This window comes from uncultured Methanobrevibacter sp. (assembly GCF_902801725.1).
In the GTDB taxonomy this organism is placed as follows: domain Archaea; phylum Methanobacteriota; class Methanobacteria; order Methanobacteriales; family Methanobacteriaceae; genus Methanocatella.
In genome coordinates this window covers 1-22,078 of the sequence record NZ_CADCJB010000001.1, presented here as the reverse complement: position 1 = coordinate 22,078, position 22,078 = coordinate 1, and the positions used below count along the sequence as shown (strand labels likewise).

17 protein-coding genes are annotated in these 22,078 nt (G+C 33.7%); 12 read left to right on the top strand and 5 right to left on the bottom strand.

All coding sequences use genetic code 11. From position 1 onward, the window contains the following. Window positions 1-86: 86 nt before the first annotated feature. Window positions 87-1,457 (bottom strand): Asp-tRNA(Asn)/Glu-tRNA(Gln) amidotransferase subunit GatA, encoded by a 1,371-nt coding sequence (gatA, locus tag QZV68_RS00085; RefSeq protein WP_296877382.1) that lies wholly within the window; start codon window positions 1,455-1,457, stop codon window positions 87-89. Window positions 1,458-1,565: 108 nt separating this feature from the next. Between gatA and QZV68_RS00080 the strand changes: the two genes are divergently transcribed. Further along, window positions 1,566-2,360, top strand: coding sequence for an HAD family hydrolase (locus QZV68_RS00080; RefSeq protein WP_296877380.1), 795 nt, complete (start codon window positions 1,566-1,568; stop codon window positions 2,358-2,360). Between the two features lie 93 nt (window positions 2,361-2,453). On the opposite strand, the gene QZV68_RS00075 is transcribed toward QZV68_RS00080, so the two are convergent. Next, complete coding sequence (locus QZV68_RS00075; protein ID WP_363136698.1) at window positions 2,454-3,167, bottom strand: sugar phosphate isomerase/epimerase family protein; 714 nt, start codon at window positions 3,165-3,167, stop codon at window positions 2,454-2,456. Between the two features lie 67 nt (window positions 3,168-3,234). Between QZV68_RS00075 and QZV68_RS00070 the strand changes: the two genes are divergently transcribed. The 6 genes from QZV68_RS00070 to albA all read left to right on the top strand — a co-directional run bounded on the left by QZV68_RS00070 (window position 3,235) and on the right by albA (window position 9,120). After that, on the top strand, window positions 3,235-3,648 hold the full coding sequence (locus QZV68_RS00070; protein WP_296877376.1) for a PadR family transcriptional regulator: 414 nt from the start codon (window positions 3,235-3,237) through the stop codon (window positions 3,646-3,648). Further along, window positions 3,632-4,678: an ATP-binding cassette domain-containing protein gene (locus QZV68_RS00065; RefSeq protein ID WP_296877374.1), complete on the top strand. Its 1,047-nt coding sequence runs from the start codon at window positions 3,632-3,634 to the stop codon at window positions 4,676-4,678. Before QZV68_RS00070 ends, QZV68_RS00065 begins: the two co-directional genes overlap by 17 nt. Next, on the top strand, window positions 4,665-5,819 hold the full coding sequence (locus QZV68_RS00060; protein WP_296877372.1) for an ABC transporter permease: 1,155 nt from the start codon (window positions 4,665-4,667) through the stop codon (window positions 5,817-5,819). The genes QZV68_RS00065 and QZV68_RS00060 overlap by 14 nt, the downstream gene beginning before the upstream one ends. A gap of 11 nt (window positions 5,820-5,830) precedes the next feature. Then, on the top strand, window positions 5,831-7,030 hold the full coding sequence (locus tag QZV68_RS00055) for a PQQ-binding-like beta-propeller repeat protein (RefSeq protein WP_296877370.1): 1,200 nt from the start codon (window positions 5,831-5,833) through the stop codon (window positions 7,028-7,030). An 87-nt stretch (window positions 7,031-7,117) separates the two neighbouring features. Then, a complete protein-coding gene (locus tag QZV68_RS00050; RefSeq protein WP_296877368.1) occupies window positions 7,118-8,653 on the top strand; it encodes a 2-isopropylmalate synthase in 1,536 nt (511 codons plus the stop codon). Between the two features lie 191 nt (window positions 8,654-8,844). Then, window positions 8,845-9,120 (top strand): DNA-binding protein Alba, encoded by a 276-nt coding sequence (gene albA / locus QZV68_RS00045; RefSeq protein ID WP_296877366.1) that lies wholly within the window; start codon window positions 8,845-8,847, stop codon window positions 9,118-9,120. 9 nt (window positions 9,121-9,129) lie between these two features. Here albA and QZV68_RS00040 read toward each other — a convergent pair whose 3' ends face one another. Together QZV68_RS00040 and QZV68_RS00035 are read right to left on the bottom strand one after the other, a co-directional pair. Continuing rightward, window positions 9,130-9,789, bottom strand: coding sequence for a PHP domain-containing protein (locus tag QZV68_RS00040; protein ID WP_296877364.1), 660 nt, complete (start codon window positions 9,787-9,789; stop codon window positions 9,130-9,132). A gap of 5 nt (window positions 9,790-9,794) precedes the next feature. Next, complete coding sequence (locus tag QZV68_RS00035) at window positions 9,795-10,823, bottom strand: DUF1786 domain-containing protein (RefSeq protein ID WP_296877362.1); 1,029 nt, start codon at window positions 10,821-10,823, stop codon at window positions 9,795-9,797. Between the two features lie 92 nt (window positions 10,824-10,915). Between QZV68_RS00035 and QZV68_RS00030 the strand changes: the two genes are divergently transcribed. The 3 genes from QZV68_RS00030 (at window position 10,916) to QZV68_RS00020 (ending at window position 13,965) form a co-directional block, all read left to right on the top strand. Further along, window positions 10,916-12,217, top strand: a complete 1,302-nt coding sequence (locus tag QZV68_RS00030) for a TrpB-like pyridoxal phosphate-dependent enzyme (RefSeq protein WP_296877361.1) — start codon at window positions 10,916-10,918, stop codon at window positions 12,215-12,217. A 395-nt stretch (window positions 12,218-12,612) separates the two neighbouring features. Further along, entirely contained in the window at window positions 12,613-13,392 is a 780-nt protein-coding gene (locus tag QZV68_RS00025) for a ParA family protein (RefSeq protein ID WP_296877359.1), read from the top strand. Next, window positions 13,393-13,965 carry an AAA family ATPase gene (locus QZV68_RS00020; protein ID WP_296877357.1) on the top strand — a complete coding sequence of 191 codons (573 nt, stop codon included), beginning with the start codon at window positions 13,393-13,395 and terminating at the stop codon, window positions 13,963-13,965. Window positions 13,966-14,161: 196 nt separating this feature from the next. On the opposite strand, the gene QZV68_RS00015 is transcribed toward QZV68_RS00020, so the two are convergent. Beyond that, a complete protein-coding gene (locus QZV68_RS00015; RefSeq protein WP_296877355.1) occupies window positions 14,162-15,274 on the bottom strand; it encodes a radical SAM protein in 1,113 nt (370 codons plus the stop codon). A 405-nt stretch (window positions 15,275-15,679) separates the two neighbouring features. Between QZV68_RS00015 and QZV68_RS00010 the strand changes: the two genes are divergently transcribed. Continuing rightward, window positions 15,680-16,546: a hypothetical protein gene (locus QZV68_RS00010; RefSeq protein ID WP_296877353.1), complete on the top strand. Its 867-nt coding sequence runs from the start codon at window positions 15,680-15,682 to the stop codon at window positions 16,544-16,546. A gap of 598 nt (window positions 16,547-17,144) precedes the next feature. Next, the coding region (locus QZV68_RS00005) for a hypothetical protein (RefSeq protein ID WP_296877351.1) at window positions 17,145-22,078 on the top strand (4,934 nt) is incomplete at its 3' end.

The window sequence follows — 22,078 nt, the reverse complement described above, 5'->3', positions numbered from 1 at the left end:
CCTCTTACTTATTAGTTATACCTGATAATTTATAAAATTTTAGAGGTGGATTTCAAGTGTAAAAAAAGTCAATAAAAAAAAAGGAATTATTGAGTGTTTTCAAATACACTCATAGCTTTAATGATTTTTTCATCGTCTAATGGTTTAGCCTGAATTTGTAATCCGACAGGGATGCCATCCACTTCACCGGCAGGAATGCTTGCTGCAGGAATTCCGGCGAGGTTAGCTATTACTGTTAGGATGTCGTAAGCATACATTTCCATAGGCTCTAATTCAGCTCCGATTTCGTGAGGAAGTTTAGGCACGGTCGGTCCTACAATCAAGTCAACATTTTCAAGCATTTTGGTGATTTCTCCCCTGATTACTGATCTTGCTTTTAGTGCCTGTTTGTAGTATTTACCACTGAACTCAGCTTCCGCAATATGTGAACCGATTTTAATTCTTCTCAATACTTCGTCTCCACATACCTCTTCTATTCTATAACCGTAATCCCTTCCGTCATATTTTCTTGTTGCTGAGAAGAATTCCACATAGTTGATTAGGTAGTATGTCGGTAAACAAAGGTCAATGTAGTCAAAGCTTACTTCAACAAGTTCCGCTCCGGCATCAACCAATTTGTTAATGGCCTTGTTGACGGTTTTGTTGATTTCTTCATCTGTAACGTCGATGAATTCTTTACATACTGCAATTTTCATGCCTTCAAGGGAAGTTTCTTCCAATACTTCGGTAAAGTCAGGTTTGTCCCAATCCAAGGTTGTACATTCGGTTTCATCGTATTTTGCAATAGTGTTCAATGCTAAAGCTATTCCACTTACGTCGTTTGCCAATGGTCCAATTTGGTCTAAACTCATTGACAAGTCAAGCAAACCTTGTCTTGAAACTGCACCGTAGGTTGGTTTGAATCCGACAACACCACAGTGAGAAGCAGGATTTCTGATGGATCCTCCAGTATCTGAACCGATTGAGATATCACACATTTCAGCTGCAACTGCTGCCGCACATCCTCCTGATGAACCTCCAGGAATTCTTCCCATAGCTTTAGGATTCTGGGTAGGTCCGTAATAGGAAGTTTCTGTTGAGCTTCCTGCTGCAAATTCATCCATATTCAAAATACCGATGATTATTCCGTCTTCAGCAAGGATTTCTTCAACGACAGTTGCGTTGTAGCTTCCGATGTATTCTTCAAGGGTTTTGGAAGCTGCGGAAATGATTAAATCTTCAACATTAATGTTTGCTTTAATACCAAATACTAATCCAGCTAAAGCGCCAACATCTTCACCGTTAGCTATTTTTTCGTCAATAGCTTCTGCTTGTTTTAATGCATTTTCATAGTTTAATTCAATAAATGCATTAATACTTTCGTTATTTTCATCGATAACTTTAATGAAGCCTTCAACATTTTCTTTAGCTGTTATTTCTCCATTTTTAATGGAGTTTAATTTTTCAATAACGCTCATTAAAACACCTAATAATCGTAATTTATAATAATATTAGTTTATTTTTCAAGGTTTATATAGTTGTTTTTTTTGAATACTTTTAAATATTTTTTTTAACTATTATTAATCATGAAAAGGGCTGTTGTATTTGATAATTCCGGAACTTTGATTGAAAGGTATAGGGTCATTAAGGATGTTTTCAGTGGAGATATTTTTACAAATATCAACTCCTTGGATTTAATAGATTCAGCCGATTCGTTGGCTTTGGTTGTTCTTCAGTTCAATACCAATAAACTTTTGAATTTGAATCCAAACACCTTAATTTCTGATGTTATCAAGGAATACGATATTGATTTCGATGTTAGCTTTTCAACAAAACAGGTTTCTAAGGCAGAAATTAAGGAGATTTTAGACAAGGAATCGGATACCACAATTTCCGACATCACAGACGGTTTTGAAATTTTGGGCGAAAAGATCCCTCATATGGAACTGTGCAACGGCTCTGCCCTTATTGTTGACATTGACTTAGGTCAGGTTGCATATACCATTACTTCAGCCGGCAAGTTTTTCCCAAGAGTCTTTGAAACTATTGAAACTTTGAAGTCTAGGGGAATAGAAATATACATTGCATCCGGAGACAGGAAGGGAGCCATCAACAGGTTGGCTAATATGCTTGATGTTCCCGAAGATAATGCTTATGGAACCGTTTCTACCAGAGGTAAAGGTGAAGTAGTTTCCATTTTAAAGGAAGGTGGCTATAAAGTCATGATGGTAGGTGATGGTCTTAATGACTTGCTTGCATTTAATAAAGCTGATGTAAGTGTATTAACTATTGAGCAACAGGAAGAAGTATCTCCTAAAATGATGGACAAGACAGATTATGTAATAAAGGATATTTTTGAGGTTACTCAAATTGAATTTTAATTATTTTTTTCGATAATTTTACTTATAACTTATAACTTAAAACTAATTATCACTTATAAGTTATAACTAATAACAATTAAAAAAAATTATAAGTTATAAGTTTTCAATAACTTTTTTACTTTTTAAAATATTATCGAAGTTGTTTAGCTCGATAATGGCTGTATCAATCTTTTTCAGTAAATTTAAATCCAGTGTTCCTTCACCTAGCGTGATATGCTGATCTTTTACACCATCATTATCATTTAAATGACAATAGCTAATATTTTTTAATGATAACATTTCTTCAAGGTTTCCGCAAGTATTTCCATGACCTGTATCTATTGTCAGGCTGCACCCGGTTTCGGCCTGAATCATCTCAATTTCTTCAACCGTATTTGCCAAAAATTTTCCTCGAACAGGCATGTTTTCGACTGAAACTTCAACATTGGTATTGTCTATTATCTCACCGATGCTTTCAACTGCAATTTCCAAAGCCCATTTTCTAAGGTGCGGTTCATTTCTGCCAATGATTCCAGGATGTACAGTAATGGTTTTCGCGTTAATGCTTTCTGCATACTGGCCACAGTGAATCATCTGTTTAACGCTTTCGTCTCTTATTCCCTTGTTCAAGCTGGCGATGTTAATGTCAACTGTTGCCGCATGGATTCTAATATCCAGACCGCAGTCCTTAAATTCACCGTTGTCCTTTTCGTAGAAAGGACCTTCCCCAAGGATTTCTATCATTTCAAATCCATGTTTTTTTGCCAGATTGATGATGTCGTTATTGGGTTCCATAAATAGTGCCAGTGTTGTAAATCCAAGTTTCATATTTATATATTTGTAATGATAATATAATAAATATTAATATATATCAAATTTTGACATATGGTGAATTATGACTGAGAAAAGATTTAGTGAATCTCATAAAAAAGTTTTTAAAAACTTCTCTAATGGAATCATTCATAATTTAATCTTATGGATTATTTCTAAAGAGTCGATTCATGGTTATGGAATCATGAAAAGACTAAATGAATTTTTTAGTTTTGAAAATTCAAAATGTGAGATTAACGTTAATTCAAGCAAAGTATATCCTATTTTATCTAAAATGGAGGAAAATGGTTTGATTGTCGGTGATTGGAAAGTAAATGAAAATAATAAAAGTGTTAAGTTTTATTCAATAACCGATGACGGAAAGGACTTTTTAAATGGCATTCAAATTCACATGAATGAAATTTTAGAAAATCCTTCTTGGCAAGCTTTTTTTGAAGATATGACTGGAAAGGAGCTTAATCATGAAAAATGCAATTGAAACAAAAAATCTAACGAAAAAATACAATAATTTTACAGCGGTTAATTCCTTAAACTTGGATATACCTAATCATTCAATTTTTGGCATGCTGGGCCCAAACGGTGCAGGCAAAACAACAACAATTAAAATGTTGACATGTTTGATTCAACCTACTTTCGGTCAGGCTATTGTTGGTGGATATGATGTTCAGAAGAATCCTGATGAGGTTAGAAACCTTTTGGGCATGGTACCGCAGCAGGTTAGCTTGTATAAGGATTTGACTGTTATGGAAAATTCACAGCTGTGTGCCGATTATTATGGAGTTCCTCAAGATGAACGGGATTCCCGTATTGAGGATCTGATGGAACTTGTCGATATCAAATATGCAAAGGATAAAAGAGTAGGCCAACTTTCAGGCGGTCAAAAACAGAAGGCATCACTTGTTGCCAGTTTGGTTCACAGACCGGAAATACTGTTTTTGGACGAACCTACTATTGGTCTTGATCCTACTACCAAGCGTACATTATGGGATTTGATTCGCGAACTGAATGACAGCGGACATACAATAATCCTATGTTCTCATGACATGCATGAAGTTGATATGCTATGTGACAATGTGGGCATCATCAATACTGGTAATTTGGTAGCTTATGATACTCCACAGGGTCTTAAGGATTCTCTTTTGGAAAGCAACAAGATTGAAATGAAGGAAGCCTTGGATAAAATTTCAGAAGAGAATGAAGTGTCTACTTCTACCAAGGAAGATATTGAAAATCTTAGTCTGATTAAGATGTCTTTTCTTCTTAAAAATCAGAATGATGAAATTATTGATGCTATTAAAAAATCAAGCGATGTTGAAAGTATTGAAATAGATCATAATGGCCGTATAAACTTGAGAATCGATATTTTTGATGATATGGCTGTTCAGAATGTCATCAATGATATTAATTCCGCAGGAGGAATTATAAAATCTATTTCAACCGAAGAACCCTCTCTTGAAGATGTATTTATAAAAGCAACATCAGAGGTGAATGAAGATGATAGAGCCTAAAAAGTTTTGGTGGATGATTAAAAAGGAATTGATTTCCCTTAAAAGACACCCTGCAAGATTAGTTTCTATTTTGGCATTTCCAATAATCATGATTTTACTTTTTGGTTATGGAATGGGTGGAGAAATGACAGATTTACCTATTGTGGTTGTTTCTCAAAGTGATGGAAATTTAACTGATTTGACTCTTGATACTATAAAGAATACCGAAACTTACCATGTTGTAGAGGTTATTGACGATTTGGATGAAGGAAAAAGCCGTGTTGAATCGGGTGATGTAAAGGCAGCGATTATTCTGCCGTCAGACTATGACGATGATGACTCGTCGCAAAAAGGAGTAACGCTCTATCTTGATTCTTCAGACCAGATGGCTTCTCAAATTATTGAATCTTCAACACAGGGAATATTTTACAGATTGTCAAACATGGTCGCTTCCCAAACCAGCGTTTCAACTGAAAATGCAAGTGTTACACCGTCAATCGCTCACTCTTTAGACAATTTCAAGGACGATATCAGTCTTCATATCAACAAGATTTATGGAAATATTAAGTATATTGACTTTTTAGTTCCTGCAATTTTAGGAATGACTGTTATGATGAGTTGTATGATGGGTATGGGCGCTACCATTGCTGGTGAAAGGGAAACTGGTGAACTTGCCAGATTGTTCATGACTCCAACTTCTGTTTCAACTGTTATTGGTGGTAAGATTGCTGCTAAACTTTTAATTGAATTAGTCAGAGCTTTAATTCTGATTTTCCTTGCGGTATTATTGTTCAGTGTAAGTATTAAGGGTGGCTTTTTGCAGACATTTGTGGTCCTGGTTATTGGAGCATTGTGTTTTGTCGGATTTGGTATAATGCTTTCCGCAAGGACTTCAACCCAAGAGGATTATGCCCAAATATCACTTCCGTTTTCAATGCCGATGATGTTTGTTTCCGGAGTCTTTTATCCAATTGAAACAATGCCTTGGATATTGCAAAAAATAGCCTACATTTTCCCATTGACATATCTCAATGATGCTATGAGAGGTATAATGCTTAAGGGACAATCCTTAGGCGATGTCTGGGCGGATTTGGTCGTACTTTTAGGATTTACAATTTTATTCTTTATAATTGGTGTAAAACGATTTAATAGGGATGTATAGGAGGTTTTAAAGTGTATAAAAAATTATTAATCGTATTGATTATTGGTATATTATGTTTGTCTCCAATTGCCGCTGAAAATTGGAATTCATTTGCGGGAGATGTTAATCATACTGCCTATAGGCAAGGGGGTTCTGGCTTTGTAACCAATCTTTGGACTTTTAACATGGAGTCTCCTATTCATTCATCACCTGCAATTTATAAGGACAATATCTATGTAGTTTCCAGTGAAGGAATTTTGAAAGCTATTGATATGGAAACAGGCGAAGAGCAGTGGAAGCTTGATTTGGAATCTAAAACCAATTCATCTCCTATAATAAATTCAAATAGGCTGTTTATAGGATGTGACGATGGACTTAAATCAGTCAACATTAACAATCATGAGGTATCATGGAAATATGACTGCAGCAATGTTGAATCCACTCCATTTTTCATAGATGATGAGGTTTACTTCGGAAGCAATGACGGTCATTTGTACGGATTGAACAAATCAAATGGGCATGTTAACTTCAACAAAAAGCTGGACGGTGAACTCAAATCCTCTCCAATCGTTGTCAATGATTCCATTTATATCGGTTCAACCAACGGTAAAATCTACTCTGTTGGAACTGATAAGGATTTAAATTGGGATTTCACAACAGGAGATGAAATTTTATCATCACCTACCTATGTAAATGAAACTGTTATTGTCGGATCCACTGACGGCAGCTTATATTGTCTCAATGAATCAGATGGAGCTTTAAAATGGAAAGTTGATTTGAACAATAAAATACTCTCCTCACCAACCGTAGACGAGCATGACAACAGTGTATTCGTAGGTTCCGATGAAGGTAACCTGACATGTTTGGACGTTCGTGACGGTACAGTCAAATGGAGTCATCCGACCGGCGATAAGGTTCAGTCTACACCTGCCCTGAAAGACAAATTGGTTTCATTTGGAAGCAACAACGGTAATTTTTATGTCTTGAATAAGTATACTGGTCTTGAAGAGTTTAAATACAATCCAGGTACTTTATTGTTCAATTCAAAAATCACCTCTTCACCGGTTATTAATGGAAACAGTTTATTCTTTGGTGATGATGGAGGATATTTATATTCTTTAAACATTGAAAAATATGAAGTTCCAGGCTCAATGCAGTTGTATTACTCAATTGCCGTTTTGATAATCATAATTCTTGTGGCAATTGTTGTTGTTAAAAAAGTTAAGAAATAATTCATTTATTTCTTATTTTTTTCTTTTTCAATTAATCTTATTAATGTCCAGTTCAATACTATGTTTAACAATAAGGGAAGTAATTAAATGAAAAATATAGAAACCCTAAAAAATGAAAATATGAATTTGGCCGATAAAATTTATATATTAGACACGACTTTAAGGGATGGTGAACAGACACCAGGTGTTGCGCTTACAGTTGATGAGAAAATTCAAATTGCCCGAAAACTTAATAATTTGGGGGTCGATAAGATTGAAGTTGGTTTTCCGGCTTCATCTAAAGGTGAAATTGAATCATCTAAAAAAATAGCTTCTTTAGGTTTGGATTCTACTCTTGTTGGTTTGGCACGTTCTCTTAAAAGTGATATTGATGCAGTAATTGATTCAGATTTGGGTTATGTTCATTCTTTTATAGGTACTTCCCCATTGCATCGTGATTATAAGCTTAAAATGCCTAAGGAAAAAATCATTGAAACTGCAGTAGATGCTGTGGAATATGCCAAAGACCATGGTTTAACTGTTGAATTTTCAGCAGAGGATGCTACCCGAACTGAAAGGGATTTTTTATTCGATGTATTCGGTGAAGTTGTAAATGCAGGAGCTGACTTTTTGGATGTTCCCGATACTGTCGGTGTTTTAACTCCAATTGTTGCCCATGAGTTAATTTCCGATATTAAAAGTAATTTTTCCACTCCAATAAGCGTGCATTTCCACAATGATTTTGGTCTTGCTACTGCAAACTCTTTAACTGCACTTGAATGTGGAGCCAATCAGGTTCATGTTACCGTTAACGGATTGGGTGAAAGGACGGGGAACTGTTCACTTGAGGAGCTGGTCATCACCCTTAAAGTTGCTTACGGAATTGATTTAGGTTTGGATACTACAAGACTATACAGTTTATCTCATTTGGTAGGCCGTTTTACAGGGGTTAAAATGCCTGTCAACAAGCCGATTGTTGGTGAAAATGCTTTTGCTCATGAATCCGGTATTCACGTTCATGGAATTTTAAATAACTCCAATACCTATGAGCCAATGTCACCTGAACTTGTCGGTCATTCAAGACGTATTGTTTTAGGAAAGCATACTGGCGCCAATGCTTTAAAATCAAAATTAAAAGAGTATCATATTGATTTAAATGATGATCAATTTTGTAAGGTTTTTGATGAAATTAAATCGTTGGGGGACAGTGGAAAATGCGTTACTGATGATGATTTGGTTGCTATTGCTACCATTGAGTTGGGTTCAGCTCGTGAAACTCCTATCGTTATTAAGGGATTGAGTATATCTTCAGGAGCTAATGTTTCTCCTACTGCCACTGTAAAATTGGAAATTGACGGTGTTGAAAAAGAAACTGCAAACACTGGTGTAGGACCTATAGATGCGGCCTTGAATGCTATTAGAAATTTAATTCAGGATTCTATTGATGTTGAACTAGAGGAATATAATCTTGAAGCTATTACAGGGGGTACAGATGCTTTGGCTGAGGTGTTTGTTATCAGTTCGGACTCTAAAGGGAACAGGTCAACTGGTAGATCAACCAATCAGGACATTGTGATGGCAAGTATTTTGGCTGTTTTGGATTCCATCAATAAATTATTATTAATCCAAAGGGTTGACAGTTAAAATTTTTTTAATTTTTTTATTTTATATATCGAAAATTATTTTTCTGTTATTTTTGTTTATTTTATTTTCTTTTTTTTATTTTTTATCTCTTTTTTTCCCTAAATGCTTATTTTTTGTTTATCTCTTTTTATCTCTTTTAATGTAAAATTTTATATACATTAATCAACTTAAATTTAAACTGGTGAGTTAAGATGGAAAATAATACAATTTTTGTAGGTAGTAAACCTGTAATGAATTATGTTTTAGCAGTAGTAACACAATTCAATGAAGGTTCTGACAGTGTTTTACTTAGAGCTAGAGGTAAAGCTATTAGCCGAGCTGTTGATGCTGCTGAAATTGTTAGGAATCGTTTTGTACCAGATTCCGTTATTGCAGATATTCGTATTTCTACAGAAGAAATCGAAAATTACAACAATGAAAAAACAAATGTTTCTATTATAGAAATTTTAATTGAAAAGAGCGAATAATTCCTCTTTTTAATCAAATTTCTTTAAAACATTTTTTTCAAACAGATATTTTGAAAGTAGTATATTAGAAGTGCCTTTTCCATGAGCTTCCGTCTTATTTTTTTTGATTGCTTTCAATACACTGTCAATATCTTTTTCACAATCTATTAGACTATAACAGTCACCGACGAATTTATAGTAGTGGGCATCGCTTGCACCTAGTGACGGGATGTTTTCTTTAATTGATAATTTTTTTGCTTTTCCGTTGCAATATCCTACAATAAATCTTGCATTTTTTGTTTCAATTGCATCTATTTTCAAGTCATTATAGTCAGTTTTATGCAACAGTCCATGTCTGTAAAAACAGTAAGGATGTGGTATTATTGCAAGGCCACCCAAATCATGAATTTTGTCTATTGTTTCTTGAGGACTTAAGTCTTTAGGTATATTTTCCTCACACCCAAATCCAAGAATATGGCCATCTGTTGAAGAAATTTCTATAGATGGAATTGCTAATATATCTGTGTTTCTGGTTTTTTGCACAACTTCGCTTGTTCCATCTACGGTATTGTGATCGCTGATTGCTATTATGTCAATGTTTTTCTTTTTCGCAACATTTAAAATATCATCGATTTTAGAATTTGAGTCCGGTGAATATTCACTGTGAATGTGGGAATCCATCTTAAGCATTTTATCTATCCCAATATAGTTTTTATTAATCCGATTGTTCCTGTCATCATCACATCCCCTCCGGGAGCTGCATGATGCCAATCAAGATTTGTTTTTTCAATCAATTCTCTTTTAGGGCCGCTGACAATTACCCTTTCAATTTCTGATATTGGATTTAAGACATGCGCCCCATGCCCATGGTCATCATAGACTTCCTTGTTTGTTATCTCGCCTGAAGCCAATCTTTTAATGTATCTTTCCAGAGATTCTCCAGTCAGGCTTGAAGTATGATGTTCAAATATTCCCTGAATTTTGCCCTCTTCTATTGAAGCTGCTGTAGTATGTCCATTTCCTATATCTATTACAATAAAGCTGTTTAATTTTTTAGCTACTTCATCATAGCACATTCCGGCTATTGAAGCGAATTTAGTATCCATTAGAAGAGGAACTTCTTCAATTCCTTCATTTTCAATTATTCTTCTTACGGCCTGCATTCTTGTATAATATTGGGGAAGATCGTTTGTAAATCCAAATTCCAGAGGAGATATTGGTTGAGATATTTTTTCTCTGATTTTTTCAAATCTGAAGTCTCTGTCTCCCATGTTTTCATTGTATCCGTGGTCTTGAACTGCAATTGCTATTTTGTCAAAGTCGAATTCCAAATCGTAACCCAGCAAGAATTCAGCAAGTTTTGTTATGTTTATGTCTCCCATGGTTATTTTTGTATAGTCTTTGTAATCTTTTTCTTTATCCGCTATTTCAATTCCAATGGATTTTACTTGATTTAAATCATCACGAATTGTTTTAGCACATGTTGGTTCCATAACAACCTTATAACCTTTTTCCATATGTTCTATGATGCTTTTTTTGATTTTACCTCCGCCCATTATTTCTCCTTTGAAATATATGTCGTTTTCAATTTCTCTTATTTGCTGGGAAATATAAAGGTGCGGTGATGGTAAAACTAGCTTTATTGAATTTTCCAGCTCTTTTTGTGTATCATAAATCATAATGTCCTGTGTTCCGGTTCCAACATCGATAGCTAAAATTCTCATGTTTTTTAATTGTTTTTTATTATATTAATAATTAAAGTGTACATTTTTGTACAACAAAGTTTTAAATAGTACATTACAATATAATAATATTCATGACATATAAAATAGAATTATCATCAGATGAAGTGCCTAAACAATGGTATAATATGCTTGCTGATTTACCAGTTCCTCTTCCGGCACCAAAAAATAGTGAAGGCAAGGACCAGATTGCCGCTTTGCAATTGGCTTTCACCAAGGCTGGTTTGGAACAGGAATTTGCTACTGATCGTTATATTACTATACCAAAAACTGTTAGGGAATTGTACATGGAGATGGGAAGGCCTTCTCCATTGGTAAGGGCTAATAAACTTGAAGAATACTTAAATACTCCGGCAAAGATTTACTTTAAAAGGGAAGATTCATCCCCCACCGGTTCACATAAGCTAAATTCAGCTATTCCACAAGCTTATTTTGCTAAAAAAGAAGGTGTTGAAAGATTAACTACTGAAACCGGTGCAGGCCAATGGGGTACTGCTTTGTCCCTTGCTTGCAATTTGCTTGATATTGACTGTACTGTCTATATGGTTAAGGTTTCATTCAACCAAAAGCCAGACAGAAAAAATATCATGCATATTTATGACAGTGATATTTTTGCTTCTCCAAGTGAAAATACCAAAGTAGGACGTCAGGTTTTAGCCGACAATCCAGACCATCCTGGTTCACTGGGTGTCGCTATTTCAGAAGCTATGGAAGAAGCTCTGGAAAATGAAGAGGTTAAATATTCTTTAGGAAGTGTTTTAAACCATGTAATGCTTCACCAGACTGTCATTGGTCAGGAATTGAAAACACAATTGGAAATTGCCGAAGAAGAGCCTGACATCATGATAGCATGTGCAGGAGGCGGAAGTAATTTGGCTGGTTCTTTATTCCCATTCATTAAAGACAAGATTGATGGAAATTCAGATACCCAATTTATTGCAGTGGAACCTAGTGCTTGTCCTACACTTACTGAAGGAACTTATGATTATGATTTCGGAGATTCCAACGGATTTACTCCAATGCTTAAAATGTTTACTTTAGGCCATAACTTTGTCGCTCCTTCTGTTCACGCTGGAGGATTAAGATACCATGGAATGTCTCCAATTGTTTCTCTTTTAACTAAGGAAGGTTACATTGAACCTAGATCTGCTCACCAAAAGGATTGTTTCAATGCAGGTATTACTTTTGCTCGTAACCAGGGTATAGTACCGGCTCCTGAGACTACTCATGCAATTAAAGTTACTATTGATGAAGCTCTTAAATGTAAACAAACTGGAGAAGAGAAAACTATTGTTATGAACTTCTCAGGTCATGGAATGTTAGACTTAAAAGGATATGCTAGCTATTTTGAAGGAAATATGCTCAATGCTAAATAATCCTTCTTTATTTTTTTTTAAATTTTTTTTGTTATAAGTTATAAGTTATAACTTATAACTTATTACTTATCTCTAATAACTTCCAAGTGTTAACTAATAACTGAAAACTTATTAGAAGTTATAAAATATAACTTATTTGTTAAAAGTTAGTTATGATAAGTTATTTCTTAAAACTTATTTTTTATAATTTAGAAGTTTTAACTTAAAACTTAATTCCTATCCCTTAGAAGTTAAAACTAATAATTTATTTCCTTTAAGTTTTACTTTAGAAGAGATAACTTTTTTCTTTTAACTAATACTGAATAACTTCAACGTTATTCTTTAAAACTTTGAATTTTTAAGTTATAAATCATAACTGATAACTTAAAACTTATCAGATAAAGGAGAATTCTTTAATGAGTGAAGTAATTGCAGTGATGAATCAAAAAGGGGGTTGCGGAAAGACAACTACAGTTGTTAATACTGCAACATCTCTAGCGGTGATGGGTAAATCTGTTTTAGTTGTTGATATGGATCCTCAGGCTAATGCTACAACTAGCTTTGGGATTGATAAGACTAAAGTAGAAAATACAATTTATGATGCTATCATGGGGGATATTAGTATTAAAAAAGCGACAATTCCTACGTTTATAAAAAATTTGTTTATTATCCCAAGTAATATATCCCTAAGTGGTGCAGGAATGGAACTTTCAAAACGTGAAAATTACCATATTGTACTGAAAGAAACCCTAAAAGATGTAGTTCCGTTATTTGATTATATCTTTATTGACTTACCTCCTTCATTAGGTGTAATTACTGTCAATGCATTAGTAGCTTCCGATAGTGTTTTAATTCCTATCCAAGCTGAGTATTATGCTTTAGAAGGAGTTGCTGATTTAATTAATACAATAAAATTAGTTGAAAAAAGGCTTAGAAGTCCTACACCTATTAAAGGAATTCTCCTAACTCTATTTGATAAAAGAACCAGACTTAGTAAAGATGTACATAAAGAACTCAAAAATTACTTCGGCGACACAGATTTGTTGTTTAAGACAATAATTCCAAGAAACATCAGATTGGCCGAAGCGCCTAGTTTTGGCAAACCTTGTTTAATTTACGATCCTGAAAGTACAGGTACTAAAGCTTATTTAAAATTAGCTAAAGAAATTCTTAAAAGAGATGGAGAGGAGTTATAAATGGCTAGAAAAGGGCTTGGAAAAGGTTTAGACTCATTAATTCCTGATTTCTATAATGAAGATTTTGACAGTAATTCAACTCAGTCACTTGAAGATATGTTAAATGATGAAGGAGATTCAGGTGAAGAAGTGGATGTATCTAAAAATGAAGAGGATAATGAAAAAGAAAACATTTTTGATCAGATTGAAAAGGAAATCGAATCTCAAAAAGAAGACTCTTTAGAAGAAGATGAAAAAGATAATGAAGAAGAAATAGTTGAAGAGGAGGTTTCTCAAAATGAAGATAAGGAAGTTGATGAAGCATCCGAAGACATATCTAGCGATATATCTACTGAAGAAAGCTTACAAACACCACAAGAAGTCCAAATACAGAAAGAACATATAGCTGAAGTTAAAGAAATTGTTGATAAAAATCCAAGAATAACACTTTGGTCTTCAAGGTCTTCAGCTGTTTTTAGATATTTAAGAAAAACAGAACCTGAATTCAGTATTTCAAAAGAAGCATCAATATTAATTGAAGAGGCAGTTTCTAAAAAATACCCTGAAATTTGGGCTTTGTTTGAAGATTTCTAATTTTTCTATTTTTATATCCTATCTATTTTTTGCTGTTCAATATATTTTATAATATAAATTTTTTCACTTGAAATTCTATACTGTATATTTTCGATAAATCTACTATTTAAAAAATTTACCATATATTATAATTAGTTTCTTTTTCAATTATTTTGGATACCTATAATCAGTTCATTAAAATAAACAAAAGGATAGTTTAAAAATCAAAAACAGTTTGATATTCACCGTCAATTTTAATATAAGGTTTAGCCCTTTCTATTACAACACCTAATTTTTTGAGTTGATGTTCTGATGTAAACGGCATTTTTTTTCGAATAGATATTATTTCACGTGCTGATTTCACACCAATTCCCGGCACTCTTATTAAATCTACCAGTGGTGCTTTGTTGATTTCTACAGGGAATATATCCATTTTTTCTGCAGCCAAAATCTTCGGATCTTGAGTAAGTGAAAGCTTGTCATTTTCATCAAATACAAGTTCTTTAACTTTATAATGGTAATCATTAAGCAGACTATCTGCATTATATAGTTTTGCGGTTCTATCGGTTGAACAGGCTTCTTTTTTTGAAAATTCCGTTTCTTCAATAGGAGTGAATGCAGAAAAATATGTTCTTTTCAAGTCTGATTTTTTGTATATTTTTTCCATTCTCTCAAGTATTTCCCTGTCACTTTCGTCATTTGCCCCAACTATCAACTGAGTAGTGTGAGTAGAATTTGGATATGTTGTGCTTTTGTTTTGTAGACTGTTAATCCATGACAATCTTTTGAGAATGTCTTTATTATAATCTTTGGTTGATGACAATTCGGCAAGACCTGACGGTGTTGCGGCTTCGATATTGATACTTACCCTATTTGCCAATGCCATTGCCCTTTTAATGGAATCTTTGCTTGCTCCGGGCACGACTTTCAGATGGATATAGTCATCATAGCCATATTTTTTTCTCAAAATGCTGACAGTTTCTATTTGTTTTTCCATAGTAGAATCTACATCGCCTGAAATACCTGAACTTAGGAACAGTCCATTAACCATTCCTCTGTTATAATAACCCAAAAAGGCTTTTGCAAGTTCTTCTGGTGATAGTTCAAGTCGGGTAAAGTTTCTTTTGGATTGGTTTATGCAATATTTGCAATCGTTTTTGCATTTGTTTGTTAAAAGAGTTTTGAAAAGAGGAATTTTGCATCCATTATGACCAATTGCTTCATAAATTCCTGGAAGGTTAACCTGTGAGCTCTTATTGTGACTGACATAGTCGCAAAGGTCATATTGAGCGGAATCTGTTAAAATTTTCATCTTTTCTAAAGTGCTCATAATATTACTATTATCTTTTATATTATATAGGAATTGGTTTTACAGTAGATTTTCTTGTCGACATTTTGGTGTTTAGCTATTTTATACATATTCCAGATTTTTTATTGAAATATTTTTTTTACATGAAACATGTCCATTGAAATTACTGGATTGTTAGAAATAATCTATTTTTTGCAAAAATATTGAATTTAGTGATAAAATATATCAAATAGATATTAAACTGTATAGTTCTTATAAAATTTAGTAATTATTTGTAAAGTATATATATGATGACTAAATTATATAAGATAAGTTATTATTTGAGGTAGTTGTGAAAATTATTGTCAATAATAACTATTGGAAAAATATTGTTATACAATAGTAATATTATAATTGAAAAATGAATGAATATGAAAGGTGTCGATAATGAACTTCAAATCTAGAATATTAAAATTATCTATTATTATAATGTTAGTTTTAGTATTGATTCCAGTAGTTGCTGCAGAAGATTCAAGTGAATCTTTCTTCATCGAGTACGCTGATCAAATTGATGAAGAAGTCGTTGTCGAAGAGTCTTATTCAATTGAAGAAGTTGAATATGCTCAGGAAGATGTATCCGTTAGTTCTGAAGTTCCTGCTGTTGAGGAAAAATATGAGAAAAATTTTGCTCATATGGAATCTGGCGAAGAAATTGAAGAATTTAATAGTGATATCTCTATTTCAGAGCAGGATTGTTCTGTTGTTGAAGCTCATGATATTGTCGAAGAAAAAGAGGATATTCCAAATTTATATTGTGAAAATATTAATGATGTTGTAGATTTCAATAATATAAATTATGAAGACATGAGTGAGTTGGAAACTAAGGAATTGACAATAGAAATCAATCAGGTCATTAATCAAGATTCTATTTTTATTTCTAAACATGATTATAGTAATGTAAATTTCATTTTAAAAAATGATTTATTTACTGAAACTACAAGTTTTGAAACTACAGGCGGTTTTAAACGTAGTTTATTTAAGGTTTTAGAATTAAAAAATAATCTTTTAATCAATCAGGATATTCAATTTGTCTTTGTAGATAATTTTTCATCTGACGTTGATGGCGATGTAATTGTCAGCACAGATAAAACTGCAAATGATTTTGTTTTCAGTATCGATAACTCTGTTGTTGGCGATGAAGGATTAATCATTTTTGAAAATATCTCTTTTTGTTTAAACTTTAATACTTGTTTTAATGCTTTTTTCTGTTGTAAATTTTTAGATGTTGAATATTTTTGTGGTGATTTTTTGTGATTGCCGCTGATCTTTTTTGTGATGGAAATTTTCAATAATATATTTTTGATAATTTTTTCATGCAATTAGATATTATCATGTAAATGTGAATACAATCTATTAGTTTTAATAGAATGTTTTGTAAATAAAAATTTAACCTGAATCAGGGGTTTATCTGGTCAAAAGTTATATGTAATTAAATAGCTATAACCAATTCAATCGTTTTAAATCATTGAATAATGATTCATTGTGGTTGGATGTAGGTTTGTTGATGGTATATCTTGTCAGATTAGTCATTTTAAATCTGAAACGGTTTTTATATGGCTAATTGAATTAGTTATTTTAATTCAATATAATCTATTAGAAAATATTTACCCACAATAGTATCGTGTCAAAAAATATTTTTTAATAAAACTTAATTTTTTCCTATTTTTGTGTAAATTTTAGAAATCTTTATATATGATTAAAAAGATAATATTTTTTAGTACAGAAATGTACCTCTTTCATAATTCAATTCTTATTTTATTTATTAATATTTATTCGTATGCAAGTTTTTCTTCAGATATAGGTTTAATTGGAAAATATTCGATTAACTCTTTTAAACTAATGAGGTAAAAACATGAAATTTAATGCGAAACTTTTAGTCGTTGCTTTTATATTTGCAATGATTTTTGCTGTTGGATCTGTTTCAGCAGTTGAAAATGGTACTGCATCTTCAAGCGACTTAACTCAAGTTCCACATGAACAAGTTGTTTCAGTTCCTGATTCAACAGTTCAGGAAGTTGAAACAATAGATTTAGAGACGTCTGGCAGTAATGAAAAGGCTCAAACCAATGAAATCACATTAGGCTCAGACAATCTAAAAAGTACTGATTCCAATAAAGAATCTTTAAGAAAAGTCAAAATGGGAACTCCTTTATTAAAAGCATCTAATAATGTGGATGTTTTAGGAGTGCCTCCTAAAGGGAATACATTTGCAGATTTACGTGATGCTATTCGTGATACTCCTATTGGTGAGGTAATTGATTTACAGGGTGGAATTATCTACGGATACGGTGGCAAATTAGAACCTAATAAAAATATTACTATTGCAAATGGGGTTTTAAATGGTAATTCCTATAAGTCCACGTACTCTTTTACTAATTGTAAATTAGAAAATTTAACAGTAAAGAATTTTTATACTGGTGGAGGAACTGGAATAATTAACGCTAAATTAAACAATGTTGTTTTTGATAATTGTACATCAGATACTTCCTGTACATTTGCGGTTAGGAGTTCTACTTTAGAAAAAGTTAATTTTACTAACTGTAAGTGTTTAAGACCTGAAGATCCGGATAAGAAAGATTATGAACATGCAGTAATGATTGTTACTTATAACTCTAGGTATAATAACTGTTATTTTGTAAATTGTTCTTCAAATAGACATTCAGGTGCAATTTGTGTAGCTGGAGAGGTAGGTAACACTGCTAATATTACAAACTGTGTTTTTGATAATTGTACTTCGGGTATAGGTGGAGCAATTTATTTGCACGGAACAGGTCTTAGCGAAACCCGTCATAGTAATGTTATTAACTGTACCTTTACAAATTGTGTAGCCTCTCATAGAGGTGGGGCAATTGGTTCCAGTCAAAATTATTTGAATGTTGAAAATTGTAGATTTATCAATAATACTGCTAAACAAGGTGCTGCTTTCATGGTTGGAGGTATTGATAAGTATGCTTTAGATGGTGACAATACTCAAGGTCACTACAATACTATGAAAAACTGTTATTTCCACAACAATACAGGTACCGAAGAAGGTGGTGCTGTCCACATTACAGGTAATAATAATTCCGCTATCGGCTGTCATTTTGATGATAATTATGCACATAATGGAAATGGTGCTGCTATTTATGTAAAAGGATTAAATGCAAAAGTTTACAATTCCGAATTTTATCATCACGACTGTCAAAAAGGAACAGTATATATTGAAGGAGACCATGCCAATGTTACTTCTTCAAAATTTGAAAATAACACCGCATCTATGGGTGGTGCAGGTGTATATGTGCTTGGAAATTATTCAGTATTAGACGATAACATTTTTGCTAACAATAACGCTACCATCCACGGTGGTGCTATACACAGTGAAGGAAACCATGCGCTTATTCACAATTCCCTTTTCCAAAAAAATAATGCTATTCCTAATATTCATAATAAAGATCAAGGATTAGGTGGTGCAATTTACATTAGAGGGGATGATAATGAGATTTCTTTATGTGATTTCGAAGGAAATACTGCCCGTAACGGTTCTGCAATTTATAATAAAGGAAAAAGGTTACATTTAAATGATGATGAGTTTTTTAATAATCAGGCTTGGAGTTATTTATTATTTACTACAGCTCAACCAAAACTTTCCTATTATAATGAATCAGAGTCTGTTGAAGTAGAGGCAACTCATGTCGGTGGAGACAATATTATTAATGCAATCCACAATGCCGGTTTGGTAACTGATATTTCCTTCCATAATGTAACATACCTTCACTCAACTGGTCCAAAAAATTCCGGTAGTCAGATTCATCCGGTTCCTGGTGTCGAAAAAAGTGAAGGTGGAAAATTAATATACCAGGATGACCGTGAAGATTTACAATCCATTGAACTTGTTGTATCAAATTATAAAACCGGTGAGGAAACTTTAAGAATAGTCAAAACAACAAACTTGATGGGTGCTATTTCACATAATCTGACTGGATATCTTCCGGGCGTTTATAAAGTTGTTGCAACTCATCACGACAGTGCAAACTATACTGAAATTACCAACACTACATTCTTTGAAATCCTTCCGCAGGTTGATGTAAGTGTTACTAAAACCAGTGATAAGGATGTCTATATCAGAGGGGAAGATGCCACATTTACCATTAAGGTTAATAATATAGGAAGTAATGCCAATAATGTTAAAGTAGAGGACATTCTTCCGAAATCTTTAAAATATGTTTCAGATTCAGCTACTAAAGGTACTTATGACCCTGTAAATAATGTATGGAACATAGGCCTCATGCCACATGGTGCATCAGAAACATTAAAATTAATAGTCAAGACTACTCAAATAGGCACCTTTAACAATATCGTTAATGTAACCTGTGATGAAAGGGATTGGGATTTGTCCAACAATGTTGACAATAAGACTATCCATGTAGATTTGTACTACACAAAAGAGGCTAATGCAACCGATGTTTCTGCCGGTGAAAACCTCGAATACTATTTGACCGTATTCAATAAAGGAAATACAGACTATACTGAAGAAATCCAAATTAGGGATACTCTTCCTCAGGGAATAAAATATCTCGGAAAATATGAATTGGAAGGTGCAGACCTTGTAAGATACGTAAATTATGGCGATCAGCAAATCTGGTATATCACCAATATTCGTGCAGGAACTAACGCAAGAATTACAGTAAAATGTCAGGCTTTAGAGGATGGTGTTTGGGAGAACACTATGAACGTATGGGATTTACCTCCTGTAAAAGAAACCGTTGAAGTAACTCACAATGCTGATTTACAAATTATCAAATCAGTATCCGTTCCTAAAGTAAGTAAAGGCGATATCATCAACTGGACCATTGTTGTAATTAACCACGGTCCAAGTGTCGCATCTGATGTGGTCGTTAAGGATTTATTGCCTGAAGGATTGGAAATTTACGGTGTTGCAATTCCAGATTATCCAACCAGATTTGATAGGGATACCGGTACCTGGACTATCGGTACTTTGGAAGTTGAAAAACCTATAAAATTAATCATTCCTACCAGAGTGACAATTTCAGCAAGAAGCATTACCAATTATGCTAATGTAACTTCAACAACTCCAGACCCTGATTTGTCAAACAATGAAGACAATGAAAGCGTTGAATTCTATCCCGACATGAGTGTTGTAAAAACAGTATCAAAGAGAATAACTTCTCACGGAGCTGTCGTTTCATGGACTATCAAGGTAACCAATAACGGTCCTCACGACGCAACAGGCGTTTATGTAATTGACAATCTGCCTGCAGGATTAAAATACATTAGTTCAGTAGCTGCTGTTGGAACCTATAATCCTGGCAGTGGAAGATGGACAATCGGTGATTTGTCAGAAGGCAGAACCGTAACATTAACCATTAATACTGAAGTTACTGCATATGAAGGTTATATTTCCAATAATGCTACAGTATATGCGCCAAATGACGGCGACCCTTCAAACAACTATGATGAAGACTTCACTGAAGTAATAACCAAAGCCGATGTTGGTGTAGTTAAATTGGTATCTGATCAGATTTCCCACTACGGCGATGAAATTACATGGACTGTCCGTGTAACCAATTACGGTCCTAGTATGGCTGAAAATGTTGTATTAATCGATTACTTGCCTATTGATGATTTGGTTCAAACAAGACAACCATATGTGTCCAAAGGTCAAATTTCCCACCAAGGCATTACCGGAAGATGGGATATCGGTAATATGGCAGTAGGCGAAACTCAATACATTGAAATTTACACCAAGGTTCTCAAAATCAATAAGGACATTATCAATGTAGTTACTGTTACTTCAGATACAGAAGATCCGAATCCTTCCAACAACCGTGCTGAAAACGGTACATACGTTCCTCCGGAATGTGATGTTGAAGTTATCAAAAGGGTAAGCAACTCCACTCCAAACAAATACGACATCGTTGAATGGACAATTACCATTTTCAATGCAGGTCCTGAAGTTGCAGAACATGTGGTTGTAACTGATGTGCTTCCTGAAGGATTGGAATTTGTTTCTAACGAAATTCCTGATATTGGAATGTATCATAAAGAATTAAACAAATGGGATGTTGGCAATTTGGAAGTTGGTGTGAGACACTCTTTAAAAATCTCCACTAGAGTTGTCGATACAGAATTGATTACTAACGAAGTAAACATTACCACTTCAACCTATGATGTTGATTTGGAAAACAATTATGATAATGAATCTATCATGGTGCCTGCTCTTGCAGACTTGCAGGTTACAAAAACCGTATCCAACAAGAATCCTAAATTCGGTGACTTGATAGACTGGACCATTGTCGTTACCAATAACGGTCCGGATACTGCAAGAAATGTGGTCGTTAATGACCTTTTACCGGCAGGATTAATTTATTTAAAACACAAATCAAATCCTGCCGGTTTGGTATATGATTCAACTTTAGGTATTTGGCAAATTGGAACCTTATTATCCTCTAAAAGCGTTTCATTAGTCATTACCACTAAAGTAAACATTACCAATGCTGCCATTACAAACGTTGCAGTAGTAACTTCTACAACTCCGGATGACAATCCTGACAACAATAAAGACAATGACACAGCTAACGTTAATCCTGAAGCTGATGTCAAAGTAATTAAAACAGTGTCCAATCCGACACCTAAAACTGGAGATGTAATTACATGGACTATCACAGTTATCAATTTAGGTCCTGATGCAGCTGAAAACGTTGCTGTAGAAGATATCTTGCCTGGAGGATTGAAATTATTATCCGCAAAAGGAACAAAAGGAAAATTCTTGAATAAAATTTGGACAGT

Excerpts from the sequence above, each read along its gene's own strand:
- gatA (WP_296877382.1), bottom strand. The coding sequence starts at position 1,457 with ATGAGCGTTATTGAAAAATTAAACTCCATTAAAAATGGAGAAATAACA.
- QZV68_RS00080 (WP_296877380.1), top strand. The coding sequence starts at position 1,566 with ATGAAAAGGGCTGTTGTATTTGATAATTCCGGAACTTTGATTGAAAGG.
- QZV68_RS00075 (WP_363136698.1), bottom strand. The coding sequence starts at position 3,167 with ATGAAACTTGGATTTACAACACTGGCACTATTTATGGAACCCAATAAC.
- QZV68_RS00070 (WP_296877376.1), top strand. The coding sequence starts at position 3,235 with ATGACTGAGAAAAGATTTAGTGAATCTCATAAAAAAGTTTTTAAAAAC.
- QZV68_RS00065 (WP_296877374.1), top strand. The coding sequence starts at position 3,632 with ATGAAAAATGCAATTGAAACAAAAAATCTAACGAAAAAATACAATAAT.
- QZV68_RS00060 (WP_296877372.1), top strand. The coding sequence starts at position 4,665 with ATGATAGAGCCTAAAAAGTTTTGGTGGATGATTAAAAAGGAATTGATT.
- QZV68_RS00050 (WP_296877368.1), top strand. The coding sequence starts at position 7,118 with ATGAAAAATATAGAAACCCTAAAAAATGAAAATATGAATTTGGCCGAT.
- albA (WP_296877366.1), top strand. The coding sequence starts at position 8,845 with ATGGAAAATAATACAATTTTTGTAGGTAGTAAACCTGTAATGAATTAT.
- QZV68_RS00040 (WP_296877364.1), bottom strand. The coding sequence starts at position 9,789 with ATGCTTAAGATGGATTCCCACATTCACAGTGAATATTCACCGGACTCA.
- QZV68_RS00035 (WP_296877362.1), bottom strand. The coding sequence starts at position 10,823 with ATGAGAATTTTAGCTATCGATGTTGGAACCGGAACACAGGACATTATG.
- QZV68_RS00030 (WP_296877361.1), top strand. The coding sequence starts at position 10,916 with ATGACATATAAAATAGAATTATCATCAGATGAAGTGCCTAAACAATGG.
- QZV68_RS00025 (WP_296877359.1), top strand. The coding sequence starts at position 12,613 with ATGAGTGAAGTAATTGCAGTGATGAATCAAAAAGGGGGTTGCGGAAAG.
- QZV68_RS00020 (WP_296877357.1), top strand. The coding sequence starts at position 13,393 with ATGGCTAGAAAAGGGCTTGGAAAAGGTTTAGACTCATTAATTCCTGAT.
- QZV68_RS00015 (WP_296877355.1), bottom strand. The coding sequence starts at position 15,274 with ATGAGCACTTTAGAAAAGATGAAAATTTTAACAGATTCCGCTCAATAT.
- QZV68_RS00010 (WP_296877353.1), top strand. The coding sequence starts at position 15,680 with ATGAACTTCAAATCTAGAATATTAAAATTATCTATTATTATAATGTTA.